General features: G+C 58.7%; 19 protein-coding genes and 1 pseudogene. 9 read left to right on the top strand and 11 right to left on the bottom strand.

Going from position 1 to position 20,976, the window contains the following annotated elements; translation table 11 throughout:
* Window positions 1-244 precede the first annotated feature (244 nt).
* The 4 genes from BLU15_RS27515 to BLU15_RS27505 all read right to left on the bottom strand — a co-directional run bounded on the left by BLU15_RS27515 (window position 245) and on the right by BLU15_RS27505 (window position 6,197).
* Window positions 245-2,389 (bottom strand): response regulator, encoded by a 2,145-nt coding sequence (locus tag BLU15_RS27515; RefSeq protein WP_082566423.1) that lies wholly within the window; start codon window positions 2,387-2,389, stop codon window positions 245-247.
* Window positions 2,382-4,982 (bottom strand): HWE histidine kinase domain-containing protein, encoded by a 2,601-nt coding sequence (locus BLU15_RS27510; protein WP_244546833.1) that lies wholly within the window; start codon window positions 4,980-4,982, stop codon window positions 2,382-2,384. Before BLU15_RS27510 ends, BLU15_RS27515 begins: the two co-directional genes overlap by 8 nt.
* The gene (locus BLU15_RS40190; protein ID WP_244546832.1) at window positions 4,969-5,523 is read right to left on the bottom strand and encodes a biliverdin-producing heme oxygenase; all 555 of its coding nucleotides are present in this window, start codon (window positions 5,521-5,523) and stop codon (window positions 4,969-4,971) included. Before BLU15_RS40190 ends, BLU15_RS27510 begins: the two co-directional genes overlap by 14 nt.
* 365 nt (window positions 5,524-5,888) lie before the next feature.
* On the bottom strand, window positions 5,889-6,197 hold the full coding sequence (locus BLU15_RS27505; protein WP_090299791.1) for a hypothetical protein: 309 nt from the start codon (window positions 6,195-6,197) through the stop codon (window positions 5,889-5,891).
* 153 nt (window positions 6,198-6,350) lie between these two features.
* On the opposite strand from BLU15_RS27505, the gene BLU15_RS27500 reads away from it, so the two are divergent.
* The 4 genes from BLU15_RS27500 (at window position 6,351) to BLU15_RS40185 (ending at window position 11,729) form a co-directional block, all read left to right on the top strand.
* On the top strand, window positions 6,351-6,911 hold the full coding sequence (locus tag BLU15_RS27500; RefSeq protein ID WP_034803402.1) for an NADPH-dependent FMN reductase: 561 nt from the start codon (window positions 6,351-6,353) through the stop codon (window positions 6,909-6,911).
* Window positions 6,912-7,893: 982 nt separating this feature from the next.
* Window positions 7,894-9,120: a low temperature requirement protein A gene (locus BLU15_RS27495; protein ID WP_089046202.1), complete on the top strand. Its 1,227-nt coding sequence runs from the start codon at window positions 7,894-7,896 to the stop codon at window positions 9,118-9,120.
* A gap of 297 nt (window positions 9,121-9,417) precedes the next feature.
* Window positions 9,418-10,290, top strand: a complete 873-nt coding sequence (locus tag BLU15_RS27490; protein WP_090299789.1) for an alpha/beta fold hydrolase — start codon at window positions 9,418-9,420, stop codon at window positions 10,288-10,290.
* A gap of 599 nt (window positions 10,291-10,889) precedes the next feature.
* Window positions 10,890-11,729, top strand: a complete 840-nt coding sequence (locus tag BLU15_RS40185) for a sigma-70 family RNA polymerase sigma factor (RefSeq protein ID WP_244546831.1) — start codon at window positions 10,890-10,892, stop codon at window positions 11,727-11,729.
* Between the two features lie 31 nt (window positions 11,730-11,760).
* Here the strand turns inward: BLU15_RS40185 and BLU15_RS40930 are convergent, their stop codons facing one another.
* The 5 genes and pseudogenes from BLU15_RS40930 to BLU15_RS40925 all read right to left on the bottom strand — a co-directional run bounded on the left by BLU15_RS40930 (window position 11,761) and on the right by BLU15_RS40925 (window position 15,562).
* Window positions 11,761-12,399 carry an HD domain-containing protein gene (locus BLU15_RS40930; RefSeq protein ID WP_063894978.1) on the bottom strand — a complete coding sequence of 213 codons (639 nt, stop codon included), beginning with the start codon at window positions 12,397-12,399 and terminating at the stop codon, window positions 11,761-11,763.
* A gap of 2 nt (window positions 12,400-12,401) precedes the next feature.
* Window positions 12,402-12,827, bottom strand: a complete 426-nt coding sequence (locus tag BLU15_RS27470) for a CBS domain-containing protein (protein WP_060609849.1) — start codon at window positions 12,825-12,827, stop codon at window positions 12,402-12,404.
* Window positions 12,828-12,850: 23 nt separating this feature from the next.
* Window positions 12,851-12,985 (bottom strand): annotated as a pseudogene (locus BLU15_RS27465) (DUF2934 domain-containing protein); the annotation flags it as partial.
* A gap of 1,296 nt (window positions 12,986-14,281) precedes the next feature.
* Window positions 14,282-14,872 carry a DNA-3-methyladenine glycosylase gene (locus BLU15_RS27455; RefSeq protein WP_060609820.1) on the bottom strand — a complete coding sequence of 197 codons (591 nt, stop codon included), beginning with the start codon at window positions 14,870-14,872 and terminating at the stop codon, window positions 14,282-14,284.
* Window positions 14,873-15,331: 459 nt separating this feature from the next.
* Window positions 15,332-15,562 (bottom strand): DUF2934 domain-containing protein, encoded by a 231-nt coding sequence (locus BLU15_RS40925; RefSeq protein ID WP_034798762.1) that lies wholly within the window; start codon window positions 15,560-15,562, stop codon window positions 15,332-15,334.
* Between the two features lie 791 nt (window positions 15,563-16,353).
* On the opposite strand from BLU15_RS40925, the gene BLU15_RS27445 reads away from it, so the two are divergent.
* Together BLU15_RS27445 and BLU15_RS27440 are read left to right on the top strand one after the other, a co-directional pair.
* A complete protein-coding gene (locus BLU15_RS27445; protein ID WP_143034270.1) occupies window positions 16,354-16,674 on the top strand; it encodes a hypothetical protein in 321 nt (106 codons plus the stop codon).
* A complete protein-coding gene (locus BLU15_RS27440; RefSeq protein ID WP_034798758.1) occupies window positions 16,658-16,999 on the top strand; it encodes a hypothetical protein in 342 nt (113 codons plus the stop codon). Before BLU15_RS27445 ends, BLU15_RS27440 begins: the two co-directional genes overlap by 17 nt.
* 471 nt (window positions 17,000-17,470) lie before the next feature.
* Here the strand turns inward: BLU15_RS27440 and BLU15_RS27435 are convergent, their stop codons facing one another.
* Window positions 17,471-18,088 (bottom strand): response regulator, encoded by a 618-nt coding sequence (locus tag BLU15_RS27435; RefSeq protein WP_051659462.1) that lies wholly within the window; start codon window positions 18,086-18,088, stop codon window positions 17,471-17,473.
* Between the two features lie 428 nt (window positions 18,089-18,516).
* Window positions 18,517-18,738, bottom strand: coding sequence for a BON domain-containing protein (locus tag BLU15_RS27425; RefSeq protein WP_082566427.1), 222 nt, complete (start codon window positions 18,736-18,738; stop codon window positions 18,517-18,519).
* 265 nt (window positions 18,739-19,003) lie between these two features.
* Here BLU15_RS27425 and BLU15_RS27420 point away from each other — a divergent pair, with 265 nt between their 5' ends.
* The 3 genes from BLU15_RS27420 (at window position 19,004) to BLU15_RS27410 (ending at window position 20,576) form a co-directional block, all read left to right on the top strand.
* Window positions 19,004-19,246, top strand: coding sequence for a DUF1236 domain-containing protein (locus BLU15_RS27420; protein WP_234798887.1), 243 nt, complete (start codon window positions 19,004-19,006; stop codon window positions 19,244-19,246).
* A gap of 139 nt (window positions 19,247-19,385) precedes the next feature.
* A complete protein-coding gene (locus BLU15_RS27415) occupies window positions 19,386-19,541 on the top strand; it encodes a DUF3309 family protein (protein ID WP_034798754.1) in 156 nt (51 codons plus the stop codon).
* Entirely contained in the window at window positions 19,542-20,576 is a 1,035-nt protein-coding gene (locus BLU15_RS27410; protein ID WP_090299781.1) for a DNA topoisomerase IB, read from the top strand.
* Window positions 20,577-20,976 lie beyond the last annotated feature (400 nt).

Below are 20,976 nucleotides of genomic sequence, written 5' to 3'. Positions count from 1 at the left end.
CTTGCCGCGACGGCCGTCGTCGCCGACAGCTAAATGCGGAGGTTGATTTTTTGTTCCCCTTACGGGCTTTGGTCGGACGGAAATTCAGACCAAGGGCGTAGCTTGACCAGAACGAGGGTTATCGAGCACTTCGAAACTCCTGAAAAGAGCGCGGACTTGCAGATTGCCCGGTGGTCCCGTCAGCTGAGCGCAGTTGGCTGTCCATCGGCGAAATGCAGCAAGCCTGGCGCGCCAGACCCAGTTGTCATTGGCGGATCAAGCTTTCGACCCGCCGCGCCAGCACGTCAGCTGTGAAGGGTTTGGTGACCACTTCCATGCCATGGTCGAGGTGCCCGTGGTTGAGTACTGCGTTCTCCGCATACCCTGTGACGAAGAGTACGTTAAGACCGGGACGCTGGACGCGCACCGCATCCGCAAGCTGCCGTCCGTTCATGCCGTTCGGCAGCCCGACGTCGGTAACCAGAAGATCGATTGTGGGGCGTGCATCAAGCATTTTAAGGGCGGAAGGGCCGTCGCTCGCCTCCAGCACTTCGTAGCCCAGCTCTTCGAGAATTTCGACCGCGACCATCCTGACCAGGGGTTCGTCGTCCACGACTAGGATGGTGTGAACTCCGGTCGCTGCAGGCGCGGGCCCCGCGTCGGCTGGTATGTCGGAGCTATGATCTTCGGCCGCGTGGCGGGGCAAATAAATGCAGATCATCGTGCCCTTGCCCACTTCGGAGTATATGCGCACGGCACCACCGGATTGGCCGGCAAAACCGTAGACCATGGAAAGGCCAAGCCCCGTCCCCTGTCCGATCGGCTTCGTCGTGAAAAACGGATCAAAGGCGCGGGCGACCACATCCGGCGACATGCCCGTACCGGTGTCGCTGACGCACAAGGAGACATATTGCCCCGGCGGCAATCCACGTTGGGCCGCAGCGCGTTCGTCGAGCCACCGATTGCCGGTCTCGATCGTCAAGCGTCCACCATCCGGCATCGCGTCGCGAGCGTTGATGCAAAGATTGAGCAGAGCGTTCTCGAGCTGGCCAACATCGACGAAGGCCGTCCACAGCCCTCCTGCTCCGACAGTCTCGACCGCCACCCCAGGACCGACGCTTCGGCTGATCAGATCTTGCATACCCGCGACGATGCGATTGATGTCCGACGGCTTCGGATCGAGCGTCTGCCTGCGGGAAAAGGCAAGGAGGCGCTGAGTTAGGCCCGCGGCCCGCTTCACCGCCCCTTGTGCTCCCGTCATATAACGGTCGATCTCACCCACACGGCCCTGGGCGAGCCGAGTTTTCATCAGATCAAGGCTGCCGCTGATGCCGGCGAGGATGTTGTTGAAGTCGTGCGCCAGGCCCCCGGTTAGTTGCCCGACAGCCTCCATCTTCTGCGCCTGCCGCAGGGCGTCTTCCGCCTGGACAAGGGCTGCGGTGCGTTCCTCTACCCGTTGCTCTAGCGTTTCGTTGAGCGTGCGGAGGGCCGCAAGGGCATGGTCACGTTCGGCTTCGACCGCGCGCCGCTCCTCGATATCGATCAGGACACCCGGAAATTTAAGCGCAACACCGTCACTGCTGCATTCCACGCGACCGTTCGCCTCGAGCCAGCGATACCTCCCGTCCTCGCGACGCGTCCTGTATTGGTGGGCATAGGCTCCGCCTTTTGCCAGGGCCTCTCTGACCGAGGCCGTCACTCGTTCCTGATCGTCGGGATGAACGGCGCCGACGATATCGGCAAGGCTCAGGCCTGAGCGCCCTTGCTGCGGATCGAACCCAAACGCGGTCGCAAAAGCTTCGTCGACCGTAAAGCGATCGGTAGGCACGTCCCACAGCCACGTGCCGATGATCGCCCCTGCGGCCATCGCCATTTGCACACGCTGTATGTTATCGCGCGCGTGGCTTTCGCTCTCGCGTAGCGCCGCTTCGGCCTTCTTCCTCTCGGTTACGTCGCGAAATAGGACCGCCACCTGGCGCAGGCCTGCCGGCTCGATGCGGGTGGCCGAAACTTCGATATGCCTGGCGACTGATTTGAACTCCTGCTCGAAGCGCACTGGTTTGCCGGTGCGCAACACGCTGCCATAGACGTCCAACCAGACATCCGCGTTGCCGGGTTCAATCTCCCGAAGCCGTTTGCCGACGATGTCCGAGATGCCTGTATGCCGGCCATAGCCGGAATTTGCTTCAAGGTGTACGTAATCGCTGAGCGGACCATGTGGTCCGTCGATGAAGCCAATAATGCAGAAACCATCGTCGATCGCCTCGAAAAGGGCTCGATAGCGTGCCTCTCGCGCGTCGTCGTCGCTGGCGTTATGGACCTTCAGCGCGGCGCCTCCCTGCGACAGGGCCCTCAGCCTCAGGATCTCGTCCTCGAGTTGCTCGCGAGACAGCGACTTGATGTCAGACATCGATTTCGGTCTTTCCCTTCGTCGTTCCTGTCACTGCCCTTTGCGCGTCTCTGGACAGGGTCTCGTCCCACAGCAGTGAAAGCGCTCCGACGATGGCATTTCTGCTGTAGGGTTTGCGCACGATCGGCACGCCGATAAGGTCCGGCGGCAGTTCTGCTCCCTCGCCATAGCCTGTAGCAAAAACGAATGGAGTGCCTCTGCGCATGAGTTCGCCGGCGATCCCGAACGAATTGGTCTGCCCGAGATTGATATCGAGAATCGCCAGTTCCGGAGCAGTCCTCTCGATATGTGCCATGGCCTGCTGCACGGAGCTCGCCGTCGAAACCTCCGAGAACCCTGCGTCCGACAGCATCGCTTCGAGATCAAGCGCTATGAGCATCTGATCCTCAACGATCAGAACCCTGGGGTTTGCACGGCCAAGGCCGCTTTGTTCGGGAGCGGCGGTACCGACCGTATATGTTTCCATTGTCGGACCTAACGCGGTGAGTTTGACGTGTGGGGAGGGGATGCTGAACTCTGCCTCAAGCCCCGATGGTTCGAAGCGGACGGAGCTGCGCCCATGAAGATCATAGGGGACGCTGCGCTCGATGAGGGCACTACCGAATCCCCTGCGTAACGGCAGAGTGACGAGCGGACCGTTTCGCTCGCGCCAGGAGACGTCGCAATCGGAGCCGGTCATCGTCCAGCGCACCTCTACTTCGCCAGCCGTCACCGAAAGCGCGCCGTATTTGGCGGCGTTGGTCGCGAGCTCGTGAAACACCAGCGCCATTACCGAAAAAGCACGGCTGTCGAGCCAGACGGCAGGACCTTCGAGCGTTATTGTCGACAGATTTGTCCGGTAAGGCTGGAGTTCGGCCTCCAGGAGATCCGCCAGGATCCCGCCCCCATCGCCGCGCACGACCTGGTCATGCGCGATTGCGAGCGCCTCGATGCGACCCTGCAGCGTCGAAACATATTCTTCGAGCGAATTCTTGTGCCGTTGGGGGCTCGTCACCAGAGATTTGATGACGGCGAGGATGTTCTTGACGCGGTGGCTAAGCTCCTGGTTCAGCATCCGCTGCCGAACCTCGGACTTGCGCCGCTCGCCCGCCATCAGCTCATTGTGTCGCAGCACCACCTCGACGATCGCGACCCGGACGATCTCGGCGATTTCCCGCTCGGCCTCCGACCAGGGCTGCGCCTGCGCCTGGACTGTCTCCTTCCAGATCGCAAAGCTCTTGCGTGGTGTCAGGCGGTCGCCGAGTGGACCTGCCTCATAGGTCTTTTCAGGATTGCCGGCCCAGTTGAGGGTCTGGACCAGTTCTTTGCGAAAAAACACCAGGCAATCCGAGCCGGTTTGCGAAAGGGGAATGGCGAGAACGCCCGAAAGCCGCTCGCTGTAGGCCGATGCCTCCAGGAACTTCTGTGACAGGGCATGTGTCGCCCAAACGCGCCCTTCGCTGACAGTGCGGATGAAGTCCAGAAGAGCGGCTCTTTCTTCGTCCGGCGGAGCGGTGCCGATCCCCGCCCATTTGCCATCGACCATGACGCCGATGCCGTCGTTTGCCAGCAACTGCGAGAATTCACGCAGGCTTTGGCGCAACAGCTCACCCACATCCTCGTGATGGGAGGACAAAATGAGAAAACGGTCGAGCGCTTCGCGTGTGCCGGCGACGGCCGCAACCCGGCGACGTTCCTTCAGAGATTTCAGGTGCAGCGAGAAAAATTCGCCGAACACTTCAAGCGCAACGCGTTGAGCCATCGGCAGGGCGCGCGGCGAATAATGGTGGCAGGCGATCAACCCCCAGAGCTGGCCGTCCAGAACAACCGAAATCGACATCGACGCGGCGACGCCCATGTTGCGCAAGTATTCGCAATGGATGGGCGAAACGCTGCGCAAGTGCGCGAAACTGAGGTCCAATGGTTCGCCGGATCCGTCCAGAACCGGCTCGACCGGGACGCGCGCACCGCTCGCGTCCGAAATGACGCGAATGGTGTTCTTGAGATAAAGTGCGCGGGCCTGCTGGGGGATATCGCTTGCTGGAAAATACTGGCCCAGAAAACTCTCAAGATCGGCGCGTTTCGCTTCGCTGACGACCTTGCCTGATCCGTCCTGCTCAAAGCGGTAGATCATCACGCGGTCATAGGCGATGGTACCGGCAACGATCCGGCACGCGCGCTGCACGAGACGGTCGACGTCGGTGATGTCCTTGATACGGCCAATCATCTCGCGCGCGATATGCAAGGGCTGACCGATCGACGGCGCCGGCTCGAACTCAATGATGACGGCCGACTTGTGAAGGTGGACGGCAATGTCGAACACGCGGTCGCCAAAAGCGACATCGAGCAAAAGGGCCGGTCGTGAGGCCGCTCCCGCGGCCGCAAGCGCATTGCGCAGATCATGCAACAACTTTGGGCCGAGCACGTCGACAAGAGGCCGCCCAAGGAGGCTGCCCTCCCAGGCGAGCATCTTCGCAGCGTTTGCCGATATGCGTTCGATCGTCGTGAACCCGACATTGCACGCCAGAAGACAACCGTGCGGTTGGATGCTCCCGGGGATATGAATGGGCTCCCTGTCGCAAGTCTCGAGGGTGACGGGTTCAACTGGCGACAAGATATGTACTTTCAAAGCAAGTTTGGGCGAGAGCAAACACGGCGTTCGCCGTGACGGCAGACCGAACGACGTCAAAATCGCGGGTTCGTTCGAGGAGCGACAGGAAGGACGGCCATCGGGTCGTGTCGTTCGCCATCGAAGCAAGGTGCTTCGCGCCGAAGGTTTCATCGAAACCAAGCTTCAACGCCCTCTGACGCAAGACCCGCGCACCGAGAGACGACCCTTCCACCACGTAGAGGGCACCGAGCAGCGCGCTTGGGTCGGAAAGATCGAAATCAGGCCGAATGCGGCGCGCCGGTGCCAAGCCGAGATCGCACGCGTCCTGAGCAAGCAGCTCTGCAACCCCTGATGGTCGCCAATTCCAGCCTTCAGGCCAAGAGACGTTCCTCAGCGCTTCGTCCATTGTCGCACGAAACGGCAACACGCGCGCTACGTACCGGCGATAGTCCTCGATAGTGCTGAGCTCGCCGACCGCCGCGTCTACCCGCTGATGTGCATCCCGCGTCCTATTCCTCAATTCAACGCGTTCACTTCCGCGCATGCATTTTCCGCCTAATCATAAAATACGACCCGTTCTGTGGCACGTGGCCGAGGCAGGCCCAGACTAAAATCGCTTCAAGAACTAGGGCATGGCCACGATTGCGACAAGGCAATCGCGTTCTGTTTTTGGAGACGAGAGTGAAGGGCACGGCGCTCGAACATCCAAGGCTGAAAAACGGCTTTCAACGAAACGGCCGCGCAGGCATGGGAAAATTCCTATGATCGAGCGGTTCTATTGATGCACCCCGCAAGCGATCCAGGATCTCTCCGGATCGTGTGTAAGATGGCTCCCTCCTTGGGGACCGTCTTTTTTCAGCCACGTCTTTTCGAGTGCGCTGCACCGTCGCAGAAAGCAGGTGGGCACAGTTATCGTCGCCTCAAGAACGCGCTCCAGATATAACCTGCAACACCCGCGGTGATCAGAACCGGCGTGAGATGACGTCTGATACCGCTTTCTACCGTTTCTAAAACAACGGTCGCCTCGAGCGCCGCCAGTCTGGAAGTCCCCTCCGCTATGGCGATGAGGCGCTCGCCAAGCCGGGCCACGTCGGCCCGCAACACATCAAGCTGCTCTCTCTGCGTCGCCAAGCGTGGTGTCTTGAGAACAAACTCGGCCTTTGGCAGCGGGTCGTCACTCAACGACAAAATATCGCGTTCGCGCGGCTCGTCACTCATTGTTTGGTCCTCCTCCGCTCGGTTTTTCTCAACGAGGAAAGGCCGCCCGTTGTTCCCTCGTTTTACCTTCCTCACCGTTGACAATGTGCTTTTGAAAGCGGCGCCGCGTCCACGATGGCTTGCTGGCTGCGGAATTTTCACTATCCTTGAGGAATGAGGATCCTAGGAATTTCAGGAAGTACGCGTCGGCTTTCCACCAATTCGGCCTTGTTGAGGGCTTTCCAATCCCTCGCTCCAGCCGATATCACCATTGAAGTCTTTGATAATATTGGTGAGCTGCCGATCTTTTCTCCCGATCTGGAGGGCGCAAACGCCCCAGAAAGCGTCATCCGCTTCGTCGAGAAAATTTCGGCAAGTGATGGGCTAATCATCTCCAGCCCCGAGTATGTTCGCACCATTCCCGGAGGCCTCAAGAACGCCATCGACTGGCTTGTCTCGGGGGAGGCCGTAATCGCAAAACCGATAGCCCTCATCCACGCTTCGCACCGAGGCGACGACATGCTCGCAGCGCTGCGCACCGTCCTTTTGACATTAAGCTCAAATTTCTCCGAGACGATTTTCTTCCGGCTTCCCGTTATGAAGGAGACGCCAGACGCAATCATGGAAAAGCTCATGGACCCCGCTCATCGTCCGGCGGGGGAGAAATTCCTCAAGGATTTTGCATCGTTTTGCCGAAGCCAGAACGGGGACGTCCCTGACGTGATCGCTATTTGACCAGCGGCGAGACGGACCACAACCCAGAGCGCTGTGGCTCCGTATTTCGAAAGTCGCATAAAGGCTATTGTTCCTGCGAAATATCCTGCCCCAAACACTTCCCCGGCGCAGCTGAACGTGGCAAAACGCGCCCTTCCCGCCTCCCATACCAGTAGCGGCCACTTCCCGATCAAGCACCAATTCAGATGAGCCGATTTCTCAGCCCACAGGTTAATGCCTGTCAAGCTACTCATCTGCACTCAAGGGATTTCATCGCGATATCCTCATTAGCCACAGGGTTTAGCCCGGATGGGCAAATAGAGTTCCGGCAAGCGGTGTGATAGCGAGCACCAGTCGTCTTCGGACGGGGAGGAGACGGCCAGAGGCCTGGCGCTCCAATCATAGCGACAGGCCTCGCCTGGGGATCCTTTGGCTAGTTTCCACGAGGACGCAAACGTTTTACGTCCTCGACAGGAAAAGAGACGACCATTCCCAAGCGGCATGATCCCGACAGGGGAGCAAAATGGGCTATGATTGGAACGGCACGCGGGTACGTTGGATGAAGGCTTTGCGACTTGGGACCGTGGTCGCGTTGGCGGCTGTGTTGATATCGGTAGCAACTCAGGTTGTATCCAACGCGCTCTAACCTGCAGACCGAGGCCTTCCGTGCATATGCGTTGTATCGCGGTGACTGTAATGTGGGCGCGTGAAGATCGTTGACCCTGCTCAGCGCTTAGACAACCCAGAGTACCGCTTTGCGCCTTCTAGTTCGGATCCCGCATGAAATGGAGTGTGTGGACGGCTCTCGAGGGGCGGTTTCTGTCGAAGTGGGCATCATCAACGCCCCGCTTTGCAAGCGAGCGGCCCCTTCGAACAGGGGGAATAGTTGTAAGCAATCGTGCTCCTCTCCAATCCCTTCAGAGGCCTTCTCCTCATCGAGTGGGATATTGCTGGAACTCCGTCCCGCTCTACCTCTTTCTCCATCTCGGGCGGAGGAACAATAATGCACCCAGCGTCGCGACATCGAGCGGCAGAACCGACAGAGGCCAAGGGGGCGGCAACTGGAAAGCAATGGATAAGGAAGGCCGACGCCGACCAGACCAGAGCAAGCTTTCCCGAACTGTTCTTCGATCTCGTTTTTGTGTTCGCTTTGGTCCAGCTCGCAAAGACACTTGCTAGCGACTTCGGCCCCACAGCCCTTGTCGAGGCGGCGCTGCTCATTCTTGCGATCTGGTGGATCTGGATTCACTCGACCTGGGTTACAAACCTTCTCGATACCGAGCAAGATCCAGTACGGCTGATGCTCTTTCTCCTGATGTTTGGGGGTATCCTGCTGGCTATCGCCTTGCCCGACGCGTTTGGAGACCATGGATTTGCATTTGCGGTGATCTACTGCGCCATTCAGATAGGGCGTTCCTTTTTCATGCTCTACGCCTATCATCGCGTCGATGCGGCCTCTTTCCTGACGTTCCTGCGGATTACCCTCTGGCTAGTCCTTGCAAGCGCCTTCTGGCTTGTGGGTTCTCAAATGGAGACGACTCCGCGAATTGCATTTTGGAGTACCGCTCTTCTCGTCGAATATCTGGCTCCGGCCCTGCGGTACTATCTTCCTGGCCTGGGGAAATCAGCGCCCGAGACGTTGGACGTTTCTGGCAAGCATATGGCAGAACGTTGTGCGCTGTTCGTAATCATCTGCCTCGGTGAAACGATCCTGACGACCGGCCGCAACGCCGCAGAGCACATGGCGGACGACATGACCTTCGCTGTCTTCTGCAGCGCGTTTTTAAGCACCGGTTTCATGTGGTGGATCTACTTCCATCACGGCCAGGAAAAAGCCGCCAACAAAGCGGAGGCGACGTCGAAACCCGAGACATTGGCGCTCAATCTCTTCACATACGGCCATCTGCCAATCGTTTCTGGCGTCATCCTGACGGCAGTCGGAGAGGACTTCAGCCTGTCCCATGCCAAAGATGAAAGCACGATGCAAACCGCTCTGGCGATACTCGGAGGCCCGGCGCTTTTTTTGGCTGGCAACATCTGGATAAAGTTGGCCGCGGCGCACCAGTTCCCGATTTCGCACATTGTCGGGTTCGCGATCCTTGCCCTTGCAGGAGTGCTTTCTGCGCTTGCCGCCAATTATCATCTCCAGTTTCTGGCGACAGCGACCCTCTTTGGCGTTGCCATTTGGGAGTATCTGGCATTGCGTCGTGCTTCGGCTTCGACGGCATAACCGGAGCGCGAAGACGGCCGGCATAGCCGATCATCGAGACTGGGAAGGCGCGCCGGCGTCAGCAACATTAGGGCGCGGATCATCTGTCGCTTCAAGATATATGCGCAAGATATTGAAATTGAATGCGCTGTCGCCCTTGCGGCAACCTTCGGGTATCCAGCATATTCGCTCGCCGGTTCCCCGAAAGGGAACAACCGGCGATGGTACCAGTTATCTCCCGGTCACGAGCGGCTGCGCTTGTTGGTGATCGGTCGATGCCCTTCGAAAGCAGTCAGCTCATCGTGTGGAGGATTAGCTATGGACACGCTGGTACGGCATCGGCGGATCATGGTTGCCGGCATTGAGGTCTTCTATCGGGAAGCTGGACGACAAGATGCTCCGGTTGTCTTGCTACCACACGGATATCCGTGTTCATCCTACGAGTTTCGAAATCTAATGCCGCGGCTTTCCGACCGCTGGCACCTGATCGCTCCGGATTTCCCCGGTGCGGGCTACAGCGGGACGCCGGAGGATTTCGACTACAGCTTCGACGGATACGCAGCCTTTCTGAGCAGCTTCATCGACGCACTTAAGATCGATCGCTTCGTTCTGTATCTGCATGATTTCGGATCGCCGATCGGAATTCGCATGGCCATTCTACGGCCGGCATCCGTCGTCGGGCTCATCATTCAGAACGGCGACATCCCCTATGAAGATGCCTTGGGCCCCAAATATGCAGACATTGAAAAGACCTGGGCGCTTCCGTTGCCGGAAATGAAACGCGCATTGGCCGAGGCGGTGACCGAGGAGATTTTCCGGGAAGAGTTCCTGAACGACCTGGAGCCTAGTCTCGCAGAGGCCATTCCTCCCGACCTATGGAAACTGCATTGGTCCCTCATGACACCAAAGCGGAACGAAATCGCCGTCAACCTGATCGCAGGTTTGAAGGAGAACCGGTCATGGTTTCCGCAACACCGCGGATATTTGGCGGACCATAAGCCCCCTGCCCTCATCGTCTGGGGACACAACGACCACTACATGCCGGAGAAATCTGCCCGAGCATATCTCCGCGACTTGCCGGACGCCGAACTTCATTTCATCGATGGCGGGCATTGGCTCCTAGAGACCCACCTCGATCAGGTAGCGCTGCTTATCCGTGATTTTCTCGCGCGGATTCACAATCGGCGGTAACCTGCCGGCCAGCTTCGACAATCGCGCTTTTTACGGCGCCGTGCATTCCAACAAACGCTCAAAGGATGCGAGGCTGCGCGACTGCGCAGATGTCGGCTGGAACAAGCTGTCCATCTGGCAGTTAAACGCCTTGGAGCCACATCGATCTACAATCTTAAGGTTAGTGATGCAGCTGCATCGACGAATGCCCGACGCGCTGCGTCCGGCATCCTGGACACTAGAAAGCCCGTCTAGCAGGTGGCAATAGCCATCGCATATGCCGGCCCTTCGTGCAGGGACCAATGGTTTTCCAACACAGATAAGCTCCGCGTGCTTTGCACCCGGAGCAAATGCCCCTCGCGATCCAGTATCACCGGCTCGTTCCAAAGCCGGTCAACCTCCAAATCCATCATTCCGAATGCCTCCTTGGTGGTCGCCGGCGCATCAGACTGCTCTGGGACCGACGACCGCGAACAGGTTGAACAAATGAAGCTTGGCTATTCCGAGCTAGTCCGATCGCCGGCGCGTAGTTCGGCACGGCTGACAATGGTCCTCAGCGCCTCGCTAAGAGCATTTTGGGAGGCGAACGCCATTCCCGGCACGACACCTGGATCTTCCTCGTGGCCTTGGATGACAAGGTCATCGCGAAGGTGTTCCATCAATTTGTGCCAGTAATCCGGATCGCCTGCCGCGATCGTCATAAGCGCGGTCAGGATCTTGCGGTGGGCCATCAGTTGCAGTTCAAGCGCTTCCATCGGGAACCTCGCTTTCCGTTCGAGCAGCCTTCAAGATCTTCGTGCAGGCACATCCACGACACGAAACAAAAACAAGCGCAGGGGGCGTTGGTTCCCGGCCGGCGCTGCCTTAAAACCCAAGGGAACTTAATTGTCGGCCACGCATTGACTAACATTGAAATCCGGCAACCCCGAAAGGCAGCTACAATGCCTTCTATTCCAGTTCTCGACTATCAGACGCGGCCGCTTGAGACGCAGGTGGTCGATCTGATCCCGGCCTTGCGCGCATTTGCGCGAACCTTTGTCAGTTCAAGCTTCGAGGCTGACGATCTCCTGCAGGAAACGCTGTTTCGCGCGTTGCGCGGTATCGATGGTTTTCAACCTGGAACAAATCTCAAATCCTGGCTTTTCACAATCATGCACAACGCGTTTCGCACGCAGTACAAGCTGCGTAAGCGCGAGGCGCCGGGTGCCGTCAACTGCGCCGACCTTCCAATTCCCATTCCGGCCCCGCAGGATTGGTGCGTGTTGAATGGCGAGTTGCGTACCGCCCTCGAGGGGCTAGCACCCGACCACAGGGAAGTACTGGTACTCGTTGCCGGATACGGCCTCAGCTACAAGGAGGCAGCTGATATGTGCGATTGTGCGATCGGCACCATCAAGAGCAGGCTCAGCCGTGCGCGCGACGAACTTGCCTATCGCATGAATGGTGTTCCCCTCGAGTGATCGAGCCTTGCGCCCCGCTGACGACCATCTTTCAGAACCGGAGAACAAGATAGATCAAAGCGGCCGCTGCCATTCCCAAAAGCAAAGCAAGTCGTTTTGCAACGCGATCGGCGGCTTCGCGGCGGATCTCGCCAGCCTCACCCCGAGCTGATGACGCGGCGATCTTTCGGTCGGCGGACTCACTTTCCGCCCGATGACCGTCGTACGCTGCCGCAGCGTCGAGCAGAACCAGTCTTCGCCTATACTGCGTCCCATCCTTGCCTTGCCTTTCCACTTGGGAGAGATTGTCCAAAAGGTCGGCGCGTTTTACGACAGCTGCAAGCGCGTTTGACGCAGCGCGGATCGTTAAGGCATCCTTAGTTTCCCCGGTGCGGTGCGTCAGGCTTTCAACGGCGGCCACCACCTCCGGGGAAAAGCCAGAATCAAGCAGTCGCTCCGATGTCCAGCCAGGCGCCTTTTCGACAACGTCATGAAGAAAGGCAACACTCTTGGCTTTGTCGCCGTCAACGGCCTCGGCCACCCGTTGGCAGTGGCGGATATAGGGTTCTCCAGCCTTGTCTAATTGGCCCGCGTGCGCGTGAAGGGCGACTTCTCTCGCCCACACACGCTCCTCGGATGCAGAGAGAACGGGAGGGCGCCACGAGGGGCGCTGTTCGCGGACGCCGGCCATCGCTACTGAGTCCGGTTATGTAGCCCATCGGGGCTCGTCACGCTCCGCAAGCCTATCCCGGCAAGGGAAGGGTCCCGTCGCGCTGCGTCAGCCAGCGAAACGATGCCGACAAGCCGCTTGTTGCGGTCAACGAACGGCAGGTGCCGGTTCTGCGCGTCGCCCATGTTGGGCGCAACATCGGACACCTCCTGGTCGTCGAAGCAGTATTTGACGCCGGCCGTCATGATCTCGGCCACGCGCGCACGATCGTCACGCCCGTCACCCACACAACGCTCTGCGAAAGCCCGATAGGTTATCATCCCAACCAACCGATCGTTGTCGCCAACGGGAAGAAGGCCGATACCGCTCTCGGCCCCTTCCAGTGCGATGGTGGTATCCTCGGGGCTCGCAACGCACACATCCTTGGTCATAATGTCAGCTACTCGCATGGGTCTACTCCGCTCGATGACGGTCATTGATAGGCCGTCCGGCCCTCTGGTTCCGTCTGTTCCGCCGCTCGGTCGTGCGAGCGCTCTCTCGTCGGTACATCACCCTCCGGCCGTCCCTCGTTCGCCCAGATTTCATAGGCACGCCGGCGAATGAGTTCTTCAGGCTTTGACCCACGGCCAACCGGTCAACCGCGTATTTGTTCCAGGTGGGGACTATCGGACCGTTACCGGAACAATCAGAGCCGCGACGTTTCGCTGTGCAACCCGTTGGGCAGTTAAGAAAGAGAGCGGAGGTTTTGATGACTGTTGCTATTGCTAGTCATAAGATTGGAATTGCATCCGGACGCTGCGAGGTCAATCTGCGCCAGCGGCAGGTCGATCTACGCGACAATTACAAATATTCGCTCCCGGAAACGCCATCGCCAAGGTAAGCGGGGGGCCGGAGTCGAGGAAACGGGCCGCGAGACTTCGTTCGCCGAGGCATCCAGATCCAGGACGCTGTCAGCGACCGCCTCACCGATGCCACCTAGATCGACGCCTCTGAGATCGGCAGCGTGTCCGGCGTAACTTTGGTTCAGAACGATCGGCGCATCACCCGGCACGTCCGCGAGGTGTCGGGACGGCCGGGAGGCGCTCATTGCTATGTAGAACGCAATGCTCAGCAGGTACTGCGGTATATCTGCCCATAGATCAGCCCCTGATGGATTGCCCCCATTCTTCTTTCAGCGTCCTCGAGCGAATAGGCCTCGAGCGTCAACGACCAAAGTCGGTCGTCCATCCAGTACTCCACTCCGTAAAGATACATCGGCCGGCCAAGGCTATCATGTGAGGCACAGTCCGGGTCAGGAGCATCTCGTGTGGCACGTGCGGATTGGAGATCGATAATCACTGGTAAAATCCTCTTTCGACCCGCCTAAAACGATCTGCCGGGGCGACCTGCGCGGCGTTTATCAAGATCAAACCGGCCGGGGGTCTGATGGTTCCGACATTTCCCACGTGCCGGCTCTCATATCGCCTAATTGACCGAGCCACTCCTAAGGGTCGCAAGCTCAAGTTGGACCCAGAAGCGTTGCCAAGCAGCTGAAGAGAGGCGTCGTTTGTTTGGTCGAGCTTTAAACGCCGTCCTTCGAGACGGTCACCTAGTATCCAAGATCGATTGCGCCGAGCATCGTCGCCACTACGAAAACGTCCGGCTCGCCTCCTGTAACAACAACCGTTCCGACACTTCCAAGCCCGAGTGTTCTTTCCAACCTCCCCGCGATCCCGGGCGAATAGGTGCACTTGTCGAGAATGCGAGCGGGCGGAATCAGGATTTGCAGGTTGGGGCGCATATCAAATCGCTTCAGTCGTTCTCGAGGATCATCGGGATGGCTAAATCTGGAAAGGAGACATCGAACAGATCTTCCAGCATTTATGACGAGAAGCTCTACGCCCCCGCAAAATCCCGGCCAGTTCTAAACTGGAACGGGATCGGGAAACGGGTGGCTCAAAAAGGCAGAGCCTTGCGCTCCGAACCGCCACCGCACGTCGGCAGCCCTCGTGACCCCAATACGAGGGCCTCGGCAGACATCCGTTTCGCCCTCCCCAACAGTGAGATAAAAAGGGGCCGCAAAGAGCGATCGTCCGTCAAGATGGCGGGTCACTCCGAGAGCTTGGCAAAGGCGTCCCGGCCCCGCGCACAAGACGGTTTCCCTGGCTGTCCCGCGCCTGATCCGCATCGTTCCAAGGCCCGTTTGCGGCTCGATCGCTCGGAGCAATACCGCGCTTGCGTTCTCGCAGACGAAGTTGAGGCACCAATGCAAACCGTAGGACCGGTAGACGTAAGCGGTGCCGGCGGGGCCGAACATCGCGTTGTTCCGGGCAGTTTTTCCAACGTAACTATGAGAGGCGGGATCCTCCCGCCCGTAAGCTTCCGTTTCCACGATCTTGCCGCCGATCCCATTTACTTCCAGAATGACGCCAATCAAAGCCTCCGCGACGGAAACGGCATCGCGCCCAAAAAATGCTGGAGTGATCCTTTCCAGTTGGTTGGGGTCGTGTCGCATGTTTACTCGCTAATCTTTTGGACTGCTTCAAGGCGTGGCATTGTCGAAGGCGGCGTTCGGCTGGTGCCAGAACCGTCTCGATACTCGAATACGTAGGCCGTGGGGCCCTCATTGCCGGCCACAGCGGCAGGAGCGACTGCACCCATTGCTTCGGGCATCGGATTCATTCAGCGCCGTAGCGAAAGAGGCGGTTTGGACAGCAGCGCCTTGGCATGGGCGATAAGCGGCTTCGTCATCCAGGCCCATTCGATTTGGCCACGTCGGGTGATGGAATCACCGCCTCTTTCCCGTGTGTACCTCACGCACAGGAAACTTCGATGCTAATGATCTGCACGAAGATCAACCTGTATTGCCTAGGGGTCCTAGGAAACAAGCGCCTGCTCTTTCGATCGCTCTTCCCAATGCGCCGACACCGCTTCGATACTCAGGTCCTTTCCCAGTCAGGTCGTAGGAAGAACACTACTCCGCGTCCTCCGACGGCCGCCCGGCTTCCCCGCGCGGCGCGGTGGATGGAGCAACAATGGTGCCAGTTTGATCATCCCCGGTTTGACTGTTGGGAGGCAGACGCTCATGTTCCGCAATCTCCCTACTTGCTTGCTCCCAATGCCGGCGCTCCTGGCCCTCGGGGCGCCCCTCACGCTCCCAAATCTCGTAAGCGCGTCGCCGGATGAGTTCGTCTTTATCGTTCATGTTCAAGTACCTCCCTGCAGCCGTTGATCACTGAACCGAATACCGTCGCGTTTGTTCCAGCGCAGGCACAAGGTTGCTAGGAATTCATCGGGCACCGCCTCAGACGAGGCGCCCGGGCATCCTTATCCAATATGTAATCGGGGGGCTGAAGGGGGTTTCGATGACCTTGACAGAGCCAGAGTTCCTGGGCCGTAATTTTTCGAGAATGCGGTATACTGGCTGAGCGAGTTCGGCTTCGATGGCTGCGGCTCGATGCCGTCCAGGCTTGGGGCGTGGACGTAGCCGGGGAGATCATACTCGATGGCGACTGGACGAAGCGCGCGCCCGTATCCTCCCACCACGGCGCAGTGCCCCCAACGTCAGTAACATCCCCGGGTGAGGCAATAGGCGGGGTCAAATCTTCATTTCGCTTGACACCTCTCGTCGTTGGAGACGAGGAGCGCAGGCGTGATGTGATCCCTTATCGACTGCCGCACAGGCCGACCAGGTTTTCATTCAGTTGGAACGACGATTTTCCTTACAACATCCATAAGATCGCAACCGGCGAAACCGGCGGTCACTACCGGCCCGATGCTGAGGCGCCGTCGCGCAAACTGACCGCCCTATGGCATTTTTCGCGCATTTCCGGGTCCTGGTTACGATACACCCGTCTCTTCTGAGGATCCGCGGTCGGAGATGGCGGAGCACGAACGTGCCCGCCTCATCGACGATCTCGTGCTTATGCCGAGGGCGGTTAAGGACAGCGGGCTGGAAAACCAGCATCCATATCCCGCGCTAAAGAAGGGAATCTGGTGGCTCGAAATGCACCTCTTGGAGGCAATATTTTTCTGCTCATCTTGTTTTCCGTCGCAGGCACTCTCGTGCAGCGGGCGATGGGACAGGACACGATTACCCGAATGAAGCTCTGCTCGCTCAAACCTCCGCAGCACCATATCGCTCCCAGCATACAGCGAACCGGCCGCTCGTTTCTGCCGCCATTGGGAACCTTTGGCGACGGCAGCGATTGGATATTCGTTGTCCCGGCCTGGCGGGTCGAAGGGATGATGACCTTCGAGCCGAGGACGGCATTGACGGAAATGGCAATGGAGAAACGCGATGGCCGAGCAGCTTGATGAACGAGGCGAACCCGAGAGAACGACCCACGGCGCTAACCGGACGAGGTTCTCGGCGCGGGAAACCCGTCAGGCGGGAATGGGTGTCCGTGTTTTCCTGGTGCTTGCCGCAAGTCTTTTCCTGGCGCTGCTCGCATGGGGATTTGTAGAATGGAGCCAGCCCGACGCCAGTCAAACAGGATCGGTAGAGCCCTCGCAACAGGCTCCGATGGAAAAGCCGCGGAGCACTGAACAGCTTCCGAGCACCGAGAGCCCGCAAGGCACGGTTCCGACAGACCGCACCCCCACCCGGCAGTCAGGCTCGGGCGCACCGAGGGAGAATTAACCCCAAACGATACCAACAGGTAAATGGGTACGAGGCCGCGCGGTTCCGCTCATAGTCGAATTGACCCCGACATAGCCTTGAAGGGTCTGCGCCCCGGCCAGGGAGGGGCCAGGCAAATCTTGCGGTTGCGGCGGAGGACTTGCGGACGTTGTGCCGGATAAGGTCATCGCGTCGTTGGATGCGGTCAAAGTCCTTCGAAGCTATGACGCGGTATTCGCCGTCAAGCTCGATCGAACGCGCAACTTCTCGGAACCAAGCACAGTGCACCTTGTTCTCCTCATGAAACGAGGAGCAAGGACGTGAACCCTCAACCCCGCGATCCGGGCGAGCGATTGCCGCCTGTACCACCGCCAAACGAGGGGCCGCGTCCGATCAGGGAGCTCGACCCCGAAGACATGCCGGATGAGAAGAGAACGCCAAATCCGGCCGCCCATTCACACCCATCACGGCTTTCGCACCGCGTCAAATGTCTTAATTCAGTCCATACGGGCTCTCGTCATGGATGGCCGCCAATAAATCGTGCAACCAGGCATCGAGGCCCTGAGACCTGCGCCTTGTCCCGGCTAGCGCGATAGCGCGCTCAAGCGTACGCTCAACGAGCAGGTCGGCGGCCTCGGGAGGCGCTCCGGCCATCAGGAGCCGCGCCCTGTAGCGCAGCTCCGGTATAAGTTCACAGACCGATTGATCGGTTAGTCCGACATATAGTGGCGCCAAGTTTGACAGATTTTGGAGGTGTTGCTCAAAGACAGCATTTACGAGATCCGACGCGCCTGCACACTTGCTTAACCGTGCGGCCGACCGGAACCGTTCGGGCACGCTCATGTCGTCGTAACCACTAAAAAAGACCACGGGTACCGATCTGAGCGCGAGTTCGTCCGCCACGGGAAAGATCAGCTCGCCATTGAGGTTAATATCCAGAACAGCAACTTGAACGTCGAAAGCCTGAGCAAGGCTCTTCAACGTTTCTTTTACTGTGGGCGTTGGGCCAATTATTGTCGCACCGGCCTTTTCGAGCCAAAGTGCGATATCATTTGCGACAAAAAATTCGTCCTCAGCAACTAGCACCCGCAATTGCTGCAGGTCCGGCATCACAAGCCATCCTTTGCATTCTGACCACCTCAGTGTTTCCGGCGCGAGGGCCTGCTGATCGATTTCGTCGCCTGCCGTTTGTCCAGGGCTCGTTGCAGCCTAATGGCAAGGATCAGCAATCGATCCGGTACGTCATCAACTGGCACCGCATCGCTCTCGACCGGTCGGGACGCCACACCGCCTACCAGCAACTCCTCGTTTTCATCCTCGGCTTTTTTTCCCGGTGCCATCGTCTCAAACCTTGGTTATCCGAATGCCGCTCTTTCGGTCGTCCTCGCCGCCTATGGCGGCGCTTAAGAAGGATACGCTGTCGACAGCGAGAAGCCAAGCTTCCAAGCCCCAGGACATCCTGCGCTGGCAAATGGGTCACGAAAAGTCAGCGAGCGTACCGGGCATCCGATGAATCCGAACGCCGCTCGCCGCTGTGGTCAGGGGCGCTCGAACGAATGCGGCTGTGCGACCTTATCAGGTGGGTTGCCCAGGGGCACGGTCACCGTCTTTGTCGTTGAGCGGACCCGTAAGTTGTTCTGAACGTGGGGAACTCCGGAGAACAATTCGGCACAATCTTCAGCCCGGTGTTTGGCCTGCCTGCTCGATACTTCCCACGCAAGCGTCACCTCGCCGCTAGCAACCGCTACGTCGGAAGACATCGAGTCCCGACGGTCGCGGTAGCGGCATCCAATTGCTTCCTCGCGTTCATCCTCCTTGTCTAGCAGCTCTTCCGAGAGCTCCCACCTTCATGACGCTGAAGCAGGTGCTCATGACGCCAGGACTTTAAAGCCGCTGCTGTGACCTCTCGCGTCGAAGAGACATCGTCACCGACCTTTGGCGTCAGGCGGTATGCAGCCGCTCCGGGAGCGCATTGGAACCAAATGCTCTAAAACGGGTTTGAGGGAACAACTAGGAGAGCTGATCATGAAGAGAACCGTCATGGCGAGCTTGCTGGCGAGCCTGTCTTTCGGCGGCGGCGCCGTTGCGCAAACTGCAACAGTCATCGTACCGGGCGAAGCTCAAACCTACCTACTTGACCAGAGCAGCCCTTCGGACGTGTATCAAGGCGACATCGCTGTAGGCACCCGTCTGCCTGATACCGTCGAAATCCAAACGTTTCCTGATCAGCCGGACTATGGATATGTCGTTCAAACGACCAAGGGGTGATGATCAATCGGCAACGACGCGCGGTGATCGCGATCCTTAAATGACCCTCCTCCCAAGTTTCGATGCTAGAGCCCCCGCTCGGCAAGTACGGGGGCAAACCGACGAAAACGACTTTATCGCTGTGTAAGGAGACCGCAAAATGCTTGGAACCGTACTTTTAGTCATTCTCATCCTGCTGCTCATCGGCGCTTTTCCGGCCTGGCCCCATTCATCCGGCTGGGGTTACGGTCCGTCTGGCGTTCTGGGTGTGGTGGTGGTCGTTCTTGTGATCCTCCTTCTGATGGGACGGATCTGATTGAGCCGGCGGGAAAGTCCGCAGGTAGGCGATGGCGCCGACCTCATCTACGTCTCCGACACTGAACCGGGTTACACCCGGTTTAGTTCCTCAAGCGGCTTTGTCTATCGGCGTCCGAACGGTGAACAGCTAAAAGATTCCCGCGTTCTTGCCCGTATCCAAGCGCTTGGCTTGCCCCCAGCTTACGAGAACGTCTGGATCTGCATGCAGCCAAACGGTCATCTGCAGGCGACAGGTTATGATGCGCGTGGTCGAAAGCAATATCGATATCACCAAGCATGGCAGGAGATGCGAAGCAACGCCAAATACAGCCAGCTTCCAGCTTTTGCTAAAACGCTCCCCCGCCTGCGACGCCGGATCCGCAAGCATATGGAGGGGCCTGTGGACGACCCTTTCACCGTACTTGCTGCCCTTGCGGCGCTGCTCGACCACGCGCCCCTTCGCATTGGAAACTCGACATACGTGAAGGAGAACGGGAGCTATGGCGCCTCAACCCTTCTTAAGCGCCACCTCAAGATTACCGACGATAGCATCGAGCTCAACTTCAAGGGCAAGGGCGGGCAACGTATCCGAAGACGGCTGAGAAATCCGCGACTGCAACGCTTACTTGAGGGAATCGCCGAACTCCCGGGTCGCCAGCTCTTCGTATCCGTGGGGCAAGACGGAAAACCCGAGCCAATCGAGTCGGGGCGCTTTAACCGCTATCTCGCAGAGATCAGCGGGGCGCCAATTTCGGCCAAAACGTTCAGAACTTGGGCTGGGAGCGTTGCCGCATATTCTGCCGCTCGCCAATCATTCGCTCAGGGTCGACGCCCGACGATCAAAGAAATGTGCAACGCGGCGGCAGAGGCGCTGCACAACACGCCGGCCGTTTGCCGTAAGAGCTACGTGCATCCGGCAGTCCTCGCTCTGGCGCAAGCCGAGCAGAAAATCCCGCGGGTAAGGCCAAACGCAAAAGCCGTACCCGGACTTCGCGCCGACGAAATGCAGTTCCTGCGCTTTCTTAATTGGCTCGCCCGGCACGCACAGGGTTAGGGCTGTCCATTGTGCCTAAGTCTGCGGATAATGGCAGCCTCATCAGATTTCCAAAGCTTGCCGCAGAGTCTGGTCGATCAGCTTCTGCACCAGAAAGCCCATTTTGCGGTAAGACTCGCGTGCCGAAACTCCTGCGGCGCCGCTTATCGAGTTGTTTCAGTCCGGGCCGCATAGCCTGAAATGACCAGGCCTACTCTCAATGCGCGGTGGTTCAAGTTTTGGATTGCTCTGTTCGCGATCCCGGTGAGTGCATCTTCTTGGCTCGCGCGGGGGAAAGCAATATCGCAAGCCGCGGCAGTACCTCCTGCGCGGCGGCAATCAAGGTGAGATTCGTATTGCCTCACCCAAGAGTGTTCCCAGAGAATAATGCCGTTGCCTCACTCGGATGTTCTCGAATGCC

Source organism: Ensifer sp. YR511 (assembly GCF_900103045.1).
Taxonomy (GTDB): domain Bacteria; phylum Pseudomonadota; class Alphaproteobacteria; order Rhizobiales; family Rhizobiaceae; genus Ensifer; species Ensifer adhaerens.
The sequence above is the reverse complement of the archived record's forward strand: the minus strand, read 5'-3'. Positions and strand labels throughout refer to the sequence as shown.